Below are 12,733 nucleotides of genomic sequence, written 5' to 3'. Positions count from 1 at the left end.
CAGGCTACGCGATTGAAGACTGGGATGATGGTAGCGAGAAAGAGGGTTGGAAAGTAACGCTATCGCAAAACGTGTCTCTAGGTGGTTTACCTTGGAGTCGTCCAATGCTTCGCTTCTACGGAACGTTCGGTGATGTGGAAGAGAAAGGACCTAGCTTTACCTCTCCAGGCTCTTTCGACACGGTTGCCTTCGGCGCAATGTTCGAAGCTTGGTGGTAATTGCGCGTTAATTTACTGTCCAGTATTGGCCCTAAAGGCAGATTTATTAGGGCCATCATTAACTTAGATGATTGACTCCAATTTTTGGGCACAAGCTTTGTGCCCTTTTTTCTCTTCAGAATGACAGAGAGGCTCGCCATGCCGTTTCACTCCCTTGTATCACGAGTCTACCTCGGCTTTTTTGCACTCATTAGCATAATTTTGTGCTCTGCATGGTTTGCTTTTCAAGGCACTCAGCAGATCACTTCTAAAATGGAAACAATGACGCAGGACTCGACTCCGTTGATGCTGCGCTCTGCAGAGTTGACCATTGATTTTCTTAATATCAACCGAAGCTTAACTCCTTACTTTTCCGCTTCCTATGTCGATGAACTAGAACCATTACAACAAGACATTGACAGCAAAATTGAGCGTTACCAATACCAACTGGCATGGCTAGAAGAACGCGCTCTTATTGACGATGGGCTTAAGGCTTTGCTGCCTGAAGTACATACATCAAGCGACGCGGTGTTAGTTAAGATAACTCAACTATTAAACTTATACATCGACTACCTTGATGCAAAGGATCTCGACCTCTACAAGCAAGCACAGTTTCAATCTCTTAGCGCGCAAATAAACAATAATTTGGTCAACGGGTTGGCTCAATCGAGTAATCAAAATGAACTCAATGCGCTTGAGCAACTGCTGTCTCAGATTGGCTTGCTGGTAGGTGAGGCCAACGAGGTATTTACCTTGCAAGATACTGCAGAGATACGCTCTGTCCAACGTCAGCTAAACAATAGAAAAGAGCGTTATCAACAAGCGAAGCAACAAGTACAGCAGTTGTCGCCAAGCGTATTCCAAAAAACCGAACACGCCTTTTCCCTGCTTGAACTTGATACCTATACCGCCAAGGGCGTGGTGAGTTTACATTTCCAAACGATTTCGATGAGCGAAGCTATGCGTGATGAGCGACGGGCATTAGAACAAGCGATTGACCAACAGCTAGTCAATATTGAGGGATTGGCAAGCTATGCAGAACAGACGTCAAAAGCGCTATATGAAGAGTCGTCTGATCTAGCCGATCAAACCCTCGTCATGCTAGTAGTTGTAGCAGCGCTGTCAGTATGTATTGCTGGTGTTATTGGTCTTGGCATTGCCAACATGATCAGAAAGCCAAGTAAACTCCTTAAGCAAGCCCTCGACAGTGTGGCCAATAAAGATCTAACTGCATCTGTCGCCTACAGTGCAAAGAATGAGTTCGGTGAAGTAGCCGCTAAGGTTAATTTAGTGATCAACCACCTCTCAAGCATCATTGAACAGATGCGCCATTCGGCGAAAGAACTTAATGACTCATCGCTAGCGAACCAGACGACTAGCTCCGAGTTCAATCAAGCTATCTCTGAACAAACCGATCAGACGGTGATGGTCGCTACCGCTATGGAACAGATCGAATGCTCGGTAGCTGAAATTGCCGACTCAGCAAACCAATCACTCACTATCGTTACTGAGGCGGTCGGAACCTCAACCGATAGCCAGACAAGAATGAGTCAAAACGTTGCGCAGCTCAATGTGCTCTCGCAGCGCTTGAGTGAGTCAACTCAAACCATAAATGAGCTAGAAAAAGAGAGCGCTAGTATTGGCTCTATCTTAGATGTCATTTCAGGGATTTCAGAACAGACCAACTTACTTGCACTCAATGCTGCGATTGAGGCTGCACGCGCGGGTGAACAAGGGCGAGGTTTTTCAGTGGTTGCTGATGAAGTACGAGTGCTCGCCGCAAAAACCACTGCGTCGACACAAGAGATTCATAGCAAGATTGAACAGTTACAGCAGCGTTCCAAGCAAGCGGTATCTCAGATCGGTCAGTGTGTCAGTGACATGTCTGGTTGTGTCGAGCAAACCAGCAGCGTAAACGACTCACTGGCGAGCGTGCATGTATTGCTCAATCAGATCGAGGACCGTAGTCACCAAATCGCTTCGGCAACCACTGAACATCAGTCTGTAGCGTCCGCGGTGACCTCCAACGTTAGCCAAATTCATCAATTGGCTGAAGAGAACTTAGAGCGTTCGAAAAAACTGGCTTTACAAGGCGAGCAACTCGAACGTATGGCCGAGCGTCAGGCTCAACTAACCAATGAATTTGAGCTAAGAGGAGGAAATTAAAGCCGTTTTAGGGCCTAGATTATGACGGCGAATACGCTTTCTTTGATTGGTCTTGAAACTAACTGAATCTTGGTTTCATGAAACAGTTTCATGGGATGAAGAGAAACTGTAAGAGCTCTCTACCTTTGCCGAATTGGCAAATTAGCGCGGGATTTAGTGTGAAGCTACTCACGTAATAAAGGGCAGGGTTGCTCAATAATCAACTTGTAAGCGGTTTCAAGTATAAGAAGTATTGAGGTTGATTTGGCAACAATAAAACACGTTTCAGAACATGCAGGCGTTTCTCAAGCCACTGTATCCAGAGTGATAAATGGTACGAGCCGAGTCAGTCATGACAAGAAGCTAAAGGTTGAAAAAGCGATTAAAGAGTTGGGTTACCGTCCCAATTCGATCGCCCAAGCTTTGGCCTCTAGCAGAACTGGAAGTGTAGGTATTGTGGTGCCAGAACTGGGAGGCCCCTTTTATTCGGGCATGTTGCATTGCATCGAAGATAACCTTCGCCGTTTTGGTTACCACGCAGTGGTGACCGCGGGTTCCAATACAGAACAAGGTCAAAGAGAATCGGTAGAGTTTTTGTTGGGCAGAAGAGTCGACGCACTCATTTTGCACACACAACTCTTAAGTGATGATTATCTGATCGCCTTGGAAGAGCAAGGCATTCCGGTTGTCCTAGTAAACCGATTTGTTCCTGAAATGGCGCAAAGTTGCATTGATATTGATAACGAGGTTGGGGGCATGCTCGCGACTCAATATCTTTTGCAAATGGGACACAAGGAGATTGCGTGTATTACAGGTCCTCTCGATAAGTCAGATGCACGGGGGCGTCTACAAGGCTATCGCAGAGCACTTGAAGAGGCTGGGATTGAGTATAACGAAACACTTGTTTTAGAGGCGGGGTTTACCGAAGAAACGGGTGTCAGTGCAGTTAAGAAGCTGCTTAAGCGAAAGTGTTCGTTTACCGCAGTGTTTGCATCCAATGACCACATGGCGTTTGGTGCATTTGAGGAGTTGAGAAGCGGGGGGCTTTCAATTCCAGAAGATGTATCACTTGTGGGCTTTGACAACATTCTTTTTGCTCGTTATCTCACTCCCGGCCTCACCACCATAAATTTCCCCATTGAACAGATGAGCATTGAAGCAGTACAGCTCACTATTCAAAAACTTAACAAGAACCGACGCGATGTGAATTTCAAGTTGTCGCCATCTTTGGTGGTGAGAAATTCAGTCAAGGAACTAAGTACCCTATAAAAATTAAATTAAGGATAAGACATGAAATTTAAGACATTAGCACTGACCAGTGCGGTTGCTCTTGGACTGGCTGCCACAGCTACAGCGGCTGACAAACAGATTCGTTTTGATGGCTTTCCAGACTTTGATAGCAGTTTGAAAGTACTGCTGCCTGATTTTGAGAAGGAAACAGGTATCAAAGTGGATTACCTGATGAATAACCATGGCGACCACCACACAAAACTAACGACTAACTTAGCAACAGGCTCTGGTGCGGGTGACGTTATTGTTGTTGATGTTGAAAAGATCGGTCCGTTTGTTGCCTCTGGCGGTCTTGTTAACCTTTCAGAAAAGTATGGTGCTGACAAATATGAAGAACGTTTTGCGCCGTACGCATGGACACAAGGCAAAGGTGCTGATGGAGATATCTACGGTATGCCAGTCGATCTTGGCCCTGGCGTAATGTACTACCGTACAGATATTTTCGAAAACGCAGGGATCGATGTAGAGCAAGCTATCAAAGACTGGGAATCTTACATCGCTGCGGGTGAGAAACTTAAAGAGAAAAACGTCTACCTGATTGCTTCGGCAGCGGACGTGGCACAAGCAATCATCTTTACTACAGTTCCTGAAGGTGAAGGTCTTTACTTTGATAAAGACGGTAACCCAGTAGTGACATCTGAGCGTTTTGTGCATGCATTTGAAGTGGCAAAAGAGATTCGTGACAAAGGTCTAGATGGACGGATCTTAGCTTGGTCAAACGAGTGGTATGAAGGTTTCCGTAACGGTACGTTTGCGACTCAGCTTTCTGGTGCTTGGCTACTTGGTCACTTAAATAACTGGATTGCACCAGATACAGCAGGAAGCTGGGGAGTAGAAAACCTGCCTGATGGTATATACGGCAGCTGGGGCGGTTCGTTCTTGTCTATTCCTACTCAATCTAAAAACCAAGATGAAGCTTGGCAGTTGATCGAGTACATGACAACGGATCGTGACGTTCAGCTTAAGCACTTTGAAACTATCGCTGCGTTCCCTGCGAACACAACCACTTACGACGATGACCTATTCCAACAAGAAGTTGCGTTCTTAGGCGGTCAGAAAGCACGTTTGTTGTTTGCTGAAGTGGCGAAAAACATCAAACCAGTCGCACCAGCGAAGGGTGACCACGTCGCTCGCTCTATCATTCTAGAAAATGCGTTAATGGAAGTGCTAGATGAAGGCAAAGACATTAAGACTGCGCTTAAAGAGGCAGAGCGTCTAATCAAGCGTCGTACACGCAACATGTAAGTCACCATTATTAAGGTTGGGAGGCGTGGAAACGCGCCTCCTTTGTAAGAGGTCGTTACTATGAATCAAGCAGCGAGCAACGTCATGGAAGCATCACCAACTAAGCGTCTTTTTTCTTATCTAAATTTGAAAGCGCTTACACCGTATGGGTTCCTACTGCCGTTTCTGATCATTTTTTCTGTTTTCGGGATTTTCCCGCTTTTATTCTCAATCTATCTTTCGTTTCATGAGTGGAACCCGGTAGAAGGCTTGGGTGCAATGGACTATGTGGGGTTAGAAAACTACCACATTGCCCTGACCGACCCGTGGCTATGGCGTTCACTGAAGAACACCTTGTGGCTAGCTATTACATCTGGCGTCGCGCAGCACTTAGTCGCTATTCCAGTCGCTTATATTCTGGTCTCTATGGGAGATCGTCTGCGTCACTGGCTAACTTCTGCTTATTTCTTACCGTTTATTACGTCGACGGTGGCTGCATCACTAATCTTCTTCAATATGTATTCACCTAACTCGGGCATCATCAACCAGACACTAATGGCGCTTGCTGATAGTTCATTGTTTGGTTGGGCGTTCGCTTGGGTTAGTGATTACCAGCCGATTCGTTGGTTGGATGATGCAACGATGATCAAACCTTCAATTGCCATCATGGTGTTCTGGAAGTACACAGGTTTTAACATCGTGCTTTACACCACAGGTTTGATGACGATTCCTAAAGACATTCTTGAGGCTGCGCGCATGGACGGGGCTAACGCTCTACGCCGCTTCTGGAACATTTCATTACCAATGATTCGCCCGTTTGTGTTCTTCGCTGTGACTATGACCATCATTGGTAACTTACAGCTATTTGAAGAACCGTTCGTATTAACCCGAGGTACTGGTGGTACGGGTCAGTCTGGTTTAACCATCTCGATGTACTTGTACAAGGTGGGTTGGGAATGGCTAGAGATGGGTACAGCTTCAGCAATTTCATGGCTACTGTTCTCATTGATCGCAGCTTGTACCATGGTTCAATTCTTCTTCTTTGGTAAGAAAGGTTTAGGGGAGCAATAACATGTCGACTCATTCAGTAAATACGAGCACGTCTCCTTTGGCTGCCCTAATTCCAAGTGATCGTGCGATTGAGATTTTCACTAAAGTATTGATGGTTCTGCTGGCCATTGTACTGATTGTCTCTGCAATTATTACCGTGTTCCCGTTTTTCTGGTCAGCACTACTCTCAACCCGTGACCGTGCTGAGATATTTGGTTCAGGTATCAGCTTTGCTATCGGCGATAGCCTAGCGATTAACTACGCCAAGCTGCAAGAGATCATGCCGTTTTGGCAGGCGATGTTTAACTCAATCTATGTCGCTTTCCTCGGTACAACGATTTCACTGCTGTTCTGTAGCATGGGTGGTTACGCGTTTGCGGTGTTCAAGTTCAAAGGTAAAAACGTGCTATTCGGCATGTTGGTCGGCTCGATGATGATCCCACCTGTTCTGAGCCTGATTCCGTACTTCATGATTGTTAAGTTTTTAGGCTTGCTCGATAACCATATGGCGGTATGGCTACCGTTCACGACGACACCTTTCGGTATTTTCTTAATGCGTCAGCACGTAGTCGCGTCAATTCCTAAAGAGTTGTTAGAAGCGGCAAAACTGGATGGTGCAGGTGAGTTTAGAACTTACTGGAGCGTGGTACTGCCATTGATGAAACCAGCACTGGCAACTCTGGCTATCGTACAGTTTGTCTTCTTCTGGAACATGTTTATGCAACCGCTGGTGGTATTAACCACTCCAGAAAACTATGTCATTACTCAGGCGCTGCGAAGTGTCCAAGGTATTCCAAATACACCTTGGGGAGCCGTAATGCTTGGAACAACAATTTCAATTTTACCGCTTGTAGTGACTTACCTGTTTGCCTCTAAACAGATGATCAGTGGCTTAACATCCGGCGCAGTTAAAGGTTAAAACAATGAACAAATATCAACTTCCAAGTGATTCAAAGTTACGCAGTAAGGAATTTGTATTCGGTGTCGCGACCTCTTCATATCAAATTGAGGGCGGGATTGATCAGGGCGGACGTACACCATCGATCTGGGATACGTTCTGTCACACGCCGGGTAAAGTCGACAACAATGACAACGGTGATATCGCTTGTGACCACTACCACTTATGGAAGCAAGACATTGAGATGATTCACTCTATGGGTGTTGACGCTTATCGATTATCAATCGCTTGGCCGCGTATCTTGCCACAAGATGGAAAAGTGAACCCAGAAGGGTTGGCTTTTTACGAACAGATCATCGATGAGTGCCACGCTAAAGGGATGCAAGTGTATGTCACCTTATACCACTGGGATTTGCCTCAGTACTTGCAAGATAAAGGTGGTTGGCTAAATCGTGAAACCGCTTACAAGTTCGCTGAATATGCAGAGGTGGTAAGTCAGCACTTCGGTGACAAAATCGAAGTGTATACCACGCTAAACGAACCTTTTGTTGCTGCTTTCTTAGGTTACCGCTGGGGTGAGCACGCCCCGGGCATCGTTGGTGAACGTGAAGGTTTCTTAGCCTCTCACCATCTAATGCTCGGTCATGGTTTGGCTATGCCTATTCTGCGTAAAAATGCGCCGAATACGAAACACGGTGTGGTTTTCAACGCAACACCTTCTTATCCGTTAACGGACAAGGATCAGGGGGCAGCAGACTACTGTGAAGCGGAGAACTTCCACTGGTTTATCGACCCTGTACTGAAGGGTGAGTATCCGGAACTGGTTAAGGAGCGCCGCTCGACAAGCTTGCCTATGGTGTTAGACGGTGACCTTGAAATCATCAGTGCACCGGTTGATTACATCGGTATTAACTACTACACCCGTAGCGTTGCTCGATTCAATGAAAATGGCGATGTTGAAACGGTTAAGCAGACCGACAAAGAGCACACTTACATTGGTTGGGAGATCTATCCGCAAGGTTTAACCGACCTGCTAGTCAGACTGAATGAGCGTTATGACAATTTGCCTTCGATTTACATTACTGAAAACGGTGCAGCCGGTAACGACCATTGCGTTGGTGGTGATGTAAACGATGAGCAACGCGTGCGCTACTTCCAGGGCCACCTAGAGGCGGTTGATCAAGCAATTCGCAAAGGCGTCAAAGTCGATGGCTACTTTGCTTGGAGCCTAATGGATAACTTTGAATGGGCATTCGGCTATTGCCAACGATTCGGCATGGTTCATGTCGACTACAAAACACAAAAGAGAACACTAAAACATAGCGCGATTGCTTACCGCAACATGTTGCTAGAACGCGCTGAGGGGAACAAATAATGGCTAAAGTTGAATTTAAAAACATCAAAAAATCATTTGGTGATGTAGACGTAGTAAAACACTTTGATTTTACTGTGAACGATGGCGAGTTTGTTGTTTTCCTTGGCCCGTCAGGCTGTGGTAAATCAACGACTCTACGCATGCTAGCTGGTCTTGAAAGCATCTCTTCCGGTGATATCTACGTTGGCGATAAGCTGATGAACAAGATTGATGCGAAAGATAGAGACTTAGCAATGGTGTTCCAAAGCTATGCCCTTTACCCGCACATGACGGTATACGAGAACATCGCTTTTGCCCTCAAGCTAAAAGGCATGCCAAAAGCTGACATTGATGTGGAAGTGCGTAAAGCAGCAAAAATGCTTGAGCTTGACCCACTGCTAGACCGTAAGCCCAAAGAGCTATCAGGTGGTCAACGCCAACGTGTCGCAATGGGACGCGCTATGGTACGTACTCCAAAAGTATTCTTGTTTGATGAGCCTCTATCGAACTTGGATGCCAAGCTGCGTGGGGTAATGCGTGAAGAGATCAAACTGCTACACCGTGAGCTCAAAACGACCACTATCTACGTAACCCACGACCAGATTGAAGCGATGACATTGGCAGACCGTATCGTGATTTTGAAAGATGGCTATGTAGCGCAAGTGGGCACGCCAACGGAAGTATTCCAACGTCCTGCTAATAAGTTTGTTGCTCAGTTCATCGGTAACCCATCAATGAACATGCTAGATGCAAAACTTGTCGATCAAAATGGCGAATATTTCATTGAGCTAGGTGATGTCCTTATTCCACTTCCAGAGCGCTTCAAAGCTCACGCGTCGAAGAACTTAGCGCTGCATTTTGGTGTTCGTCCAACAGACATCCACCTACGTGCTGAGCAAGTGGACCACGACCGAGTACTACCTGTTCCTGTTCATATCAAAGATAAGGAGCTGCTTGGCGCGAGCATTCTGTTAAAGACGGAGATAGCTGGTCAACCATTAATGGTCGAGACGCAAGCTGCTGAAGTGGATGTTGATAATCTAACGCTCTATTTAGACCTAGATGCCATTCATCTATTTGATGCATTGAGCGAAAACTCGCTAGCAAGCTAACTCAATTAATTACTGATGTTTAAATTTAGCTCCTCCCAGTTGGGAGGGGTTAGGGATAGTGACGATGAAATTTGGATATTTTGACGATAACAACAAAGAATATGTAGCGACCACACCCTGTACGCCAATTAAATGGTGTAACTATGTAGGGACACTAGATTTTGGTGGCTTGGTTGATAGCAATGGTGGAGTACTGCTGTGTAAAGGCGACCCAGCTCTTAACCGCATTACTAAGTACATTGCCCAGCTACCGAACTCGGATTTTAAAGGCTCGACCTTGTACCTTAAGGTCAAAGACAGCCAAGGCAATGTCGAGATCTTCTCGCCGTTCTACACCCCAACCCTTAAACCGTTGGATAAGTTTGAAAACCACACGGGCCTTTCATACACCAAGATTGTTGCAGAGGCATTTGGTGTGCGCTGTGAGAGCACTTTCTTTGTGCCTAAGGCGGACCAAGTTTTACTGCAGGATATCAAGGTGACTAACATCTCTGAGCAAGATCTGCATGTGGATGTCGTTCCGGTGTTTGAGTTCACCCACTTTGATGCGCTCAAACAGCTACTCAATGCGGACTGGGTACCACAAACAATGACTCTAAAAGCGCACCGTGAAGAGTCTGATCATATTGTTCTTGAGCAGTACGCATTCATGAAACGCGACACGGCGGTAAACCTAATGACCGCTGATCGCGTTGCCACTTCTTTTGATGGTGATAGACAGCAGTTTATTGGCAACATGGGCTATGGCAGTTGGGCGGCACCTCAAGCTCTAGAGCGAGCTGAATTGGGTAATACTGAGTGCCTTCGAGGCGATAACATTGGTGCATTAAACCTGCGCTTGGGTTGGCTGAAAAAAGGCCAAACAGAGCGTACTGTGGTGCAGCTGACACAGATGGAGAGCATAGAAAATGCTAAAGAGCTGCTAATCAAATACCGTGACCATGACGCAGTAGATGCAGCCTTCAATGAGCTTACTGAGCATTGGGATGACTACTTAGCAACGGTACAGGTTGAGACGCCAGATCCTGCCATGAACTCAATGCTTAACATTCATAACCCTCGTCAGTGTCATACAACTAAAAACTGGTCTCGCTACTTGTCTCTGTACCAGCTGGGTTATGGCGCACGTGGTATTGGTTTTAGAGACTCATCACAAGACATTCTCGGCGTGATTACTCATATGCCAGAAGAGGCGAGAGAGTTCATTGAGCGTCTGTTATCTGTTCAGAACACTAACGGCAGTGCGATGCATCAGTTCTTCCCATCGACAATGGAAGCCAATGCGGGTGACTCACGTGAAGAAGAAGACCGCCCAGACTACTACGGCGATGATCACCTATGGATCATCTACGCGGTGACGCAATATGTGAAAGAGACAGGTAATGCCGATTTCCTAAATAAAGAGATTCCTTTCTATCAGAAAGATCGCAATGGCGTGCCCGTTGAGTCTGGTACGGTATGGGATCACCTGTGTCGCGCGATTAACTTTACATACAGCAATACCGGACAGCATGGCTTACCGCTACTAGGCTTTGCTGACTGGAATGACACAGTGAACCTGCCAACGGGGGCTGAGTCGATGATGGTCGCAAACATGTACGGCAAAGCCTTGCTAGATATGCTCGACCTGTGTGCCTTACGTGGGGAAACAACATTGGCAAAACAGCTAGGAGAGCAGTATCAGCAGATGCAGAGCACGGTTAACGAGTGTGGCTGGGATGGAGAGTGGTTCATCCGCTACTTCGATGAGCAAGGTGCACCGATCGGCTCCCATGTGAATCAGCAAGGCCAAATTTATACTAATGGTCAAAGCTGGCCAGTGATCTCAGGTTTTGCAACTGACGAGCGAGCCATTCAGGCGCTAGATTCTGTCTACAGTAAGTTAAATACAAGCAATGGCATTAAGCTTTCTACACCGGGTTACAACGGCTTTGATCCAAACCTTGGTGGCGTCTCTACTTATCCGCCTGGTGCGAAGGAGAACGGTGGTATTTTCTTGCATTCGAACCCATGGGTAATGATCGCAGAAGCGAAAGTGGGCAATGGCAATCGCGCTTACGAGTACTATCGTCAAATTAATCCAGCGTCTAAGAATGACAGCATTGATAGCTTTGAATCTGAGCCTTACTGCTACCCGCAGAACATTCTCGGTGACGAGCACCAACAGTTTGGTTTAGGGCGTAATGCTTGGCTGTCGGGTACATCATCTTGGACTTATGTGGCGGGTACTCAATGGATTCTGGGTGTGCGTCCAGAAGTGGATGGATTAGTTGTTGACCCATGTATTCCAAGCGCTTGGCCTGAGTTTAAAGTACGCAGAAAATTCCGCGGCGCAATATACAACATCCATGTGACTAACCCAGAAAACGTATCTAAAGGCGTTAAACAGATGCGTGTTGATGGCGAGCTTGTAGAGGGTGGAAAAGCACCAATCTTTACTTCTGGTGAGCACACAGTAGAGGTTGTTTTAGGTTGATGAAATCAAAATGGGCGCGTTTGCGCCCTTGTTTGGTTAATGAGATGAATATTGAGCTTCACATTGCCATTGAAAGCTCTGCTGTTGACCCGGAGCAAGATGCAACAAGCCGATATGGTTGTTAAAGGCATTGGCAGGGCAGGTCATTGGCTCAATAGCGATACTCTGCTCAGACGCTGGCGTATAGAGCTGAATATAAGGGTAATTATTGTCTTGGCGGTAGGTTAAACAAGCGCGGTTGTCAGCTCTCGATAGTGTTAATTCAATCGGTGTTTGAGGACCAAACTCGAAGCAGTGATTGAGCTGATACTCAGCCAGTGAAGTTGGCGAGACAAAGTTGGAAAACGTAGAGCGTTGGCCGGACGGTAAATCTTCGATGTGCTCTAGTTCAAAGCATGAAGGCATGTGAAGCAAGCACTCGCTTCTATCGCCACCAAGAGAAAAGTAGGGGTGCCACGCATCGCCAAATGGCATTGTTTGGTCACTGAGATTGGTGATTGAAGTGGTACAGGTAAGATCACCAACTAAGTTAATATGAAAATGGGTATCGAGACGGAACGCATAAGGGTAGCCATCACAAAGACGTTCGGTTTCAAATCGAAGCGTTAGCTCTGCTTCAGTTTGGCTTGCCTGTGAGTGAATGCATTTAAAGGGTTGGTTATACAACAAGCCATGAACGGCATGGTCTGACCAAGAGAAGTTAGCAGGTAACTGAAATGATTGAGAGTGATAACTGTAATGCCCTTTGTCGAGGCGGTTAGGAAAAGGGAACAGCTTGGCACTGCGAGAAAAGAAAGGATTGGTTTCAATGAGTTCTTGGCAACTCTTGTAGCCAGATATAAAGGAAAATGGACTGTGATTAACAATGTATTTATTAATGATGGAGCCGAATTGAGTAATTATTTGGAGCTCAATTCCTTCTTCTTCGTTATTTATGTTAATGCTATCCAACTCACCAAACTTTTCTTTTTCTATTCTGAACATAGT

The 12,733-nt window shown here is 46.1% G+C and carries 10 protein-coding genes; 9 read left to right on the top strand and 1 reads right to left on the bottom strand.

From position 1 onward, the window contains the following. The 9 genes from QTO00_RS06055 to QTO00_RS06015 all read left to right on the top strand — a co-directional run. A partial coding sequence (locus QTO00_RS06055; protein WP_331423655.1) for a carbohydrate porin occupies positions 1 to 218 on the top strand: 218 nt, incomplete at its 5' end. A 138-nt stretch (positions 219 to 356) separates the two neighbouring features. Next, the gene (locus tag QTO00_RS06050) at positions 357 to 2,363 is read left to right on the top strand and encodes a methyl-accepting chemotaxis protein (protein ID WP_331423653.1); all 2,007 of its coding nucleotides are present in this window, start codon (positions 357 to 359) and stop codon (positions 2,361 to 2,363) included. 243 nt (positions 2,364 to 2,606) lie between these two features. Further along, positions 2,607 to 3,611, top strand: a complete 1,005-nt coding sequence (locus QTO00_RS06045; protein ID WP_038206717.1) for a LacI family DNA-binding transcriptional regulator — start codon at positions 2,607 to 2,609, stop codon at positions 3,609 to 3,611. A gap of 21 nt (positions 3,612 to 3,632) precedes the next feature. Continuing rightward, positions 3,633 to 4,877, top strand: a complete 1,245-nt coding sequence (locus QTO00_RS06040; RefSeq protein ID WP_331423652.1) for an extracellular solute-binding protein — start codon at positions 3,633 to 3,635, stop codon at positions 4,875 to 4,877. Between the two features lie 60 nt (positions 4,878 to 4,937). Then, positions 4,938 to 5,927, top strand: coding sequence for a carbohydrate ABC transporter permease (locus QTO00_RS06035; protein WP_331423650.1), 990 nt, complete (start codon positions 4,938 to 4,940; stop codon positions 5,925 to 5,927). A 1-nt stretch (position 5,928) separates the two neighbouring features. Then, positions 5,929 to 6,825, top strand: coding sequence for a carbohydrate ABC transporter permease (locus QTO00_RS06030; protein WP_331423647.1), 897 nt, complete (start codon positions 5,929 to 5,931; stop codon positions 6,823 to 6,825). A gap of 4 nt (positions 6,826 to 6,829) precedes the next feature. Then, the gene (locus QTO00_RS06025) at positions 6,830 to 8,179 is read left to right on the top strand and encodes a GH1 family beta-glucosidase (RefSeq protein ID WP_331423646.1); all 1,350 of its coding nucleotides are present in this window, start codon (positions 6,830 to 6,832) and stop codon (positions 8,177 to 8,179) included. Further along, positions 8,179 to 9,270 carry an ABC transporter ATP-binding protein gene (locus tag QTO00_RS06020; RefSeq protein ID WP_331423644.1) on the top strand — a complete coding sequence of 364 codons (1,092 nt, stop codon included), beginning with the start codon at positions 8,179 to 8,181 and terminating at the stop codon, positions 9,268 to 9,270. The genes QTO00_RS06025 and QTO00_RS06020 overlap by 1 nt, the downstream gene beginning before the upstream one ends. Positions 9,271 to 9,334: 64 nt before the next feature. After that, the gene (locus QTO00_RS06015) at positions 9,335 to 11,746 is read left to right on the top strand and encodes a GH36-type glycosyl hydrolase domain-containing protein (protein WP_331423643.1); all 2,412 of its coding nucleotides are present in this window, start codon (positions 9,335 to 9,337) and stop codon (positions 11,744 to 11,746) included. A gap of 36 nt (positions 11,747 to 11,782) precedes the next feature. Here the strand turns inward: QTO00_RS06015 and QTO00_RS06010 are convergent, their stop codons facing one another. Then, positions 11,783 to 12,730, bottom strand: a complete 948-nt coding sequence (locus QTO00_RS06010) for an aldose 1-epimerase (protein WP_331423657.1) — start codon at positions 12,728 to 12,730, stop codon at positions 11,783 to 11,785. Positions 12,731 to 12,733 lie beyond the last annotated feature (3 nt).

The organism is Vibrio sp. M260118 (assembly GCF_036533755.1).
Lineage (GTDB): Bacteria > Pseudomonadota > Gammaproteobacteria > Enterobacterales > Vibrionaceae > Vibrio.
The sequence above is the reverse complement of the archived record's forward strand: the minus strand, read 5'-3'. Positions and strand labels throughout refer to the sequence as shown.

Coding starts and splice junctions, on each gene's coding strand:
- QTO00_RS06015 (WP_331423643.1), top strand. CDS start 9,335: ATGAAATTTGGATATTTTGACGATAACAACAAAGAATATGTAGCGACC.
- QTO00_RS06050 (WP_331423653.1), top strand. CDS start 357: ATGCCGTTTCACTCCCTTGTATCACGAGTCTACCTCGGCTTTTTTGCA.
- QTO00_RS06040 (WP_331423652.1), top strand. CDS start 3,633: ATGAAATTTAAGACATTAGCACTGACCAGTGCGGTTGCTCTTGGACTG.
- QTO00_RS06030 (WP_331423647.1), top strand. CDS start 5,929: ATGTCGACTCATTCAGTAAATACGAGCACGTCTCCTTTGGCTGCCCTA.
- QTO00_RS06010 (WP_331423657.1), bottom strand. CDS start 12,730: ATGTTCAGAATAGAAAAAGAAAAGTTTGGTGAGTTGGATAGCATTAAC.
- QTO00_RS06025 (WP_331423646.1), top strand. CDS start 6,830: ATGAACAAATATCAACTTCCAAGTGATTCAAAGTTACGCAGTAAGGAA.
- QTO00_RS06035 (WP_331423650.1), top strand. CDS start 4,938: ATGAATCAAGCAGCGAGCAACGTCATGGAAGCATCACCAACTAAGCGT.
- QTO00_RS06020 (WP_331423644.1), top strand. CDS start 8,179: ATGGCTAAAGTTGAATTTAAAAACATCAAAAAATCATTTGGTGATGTA.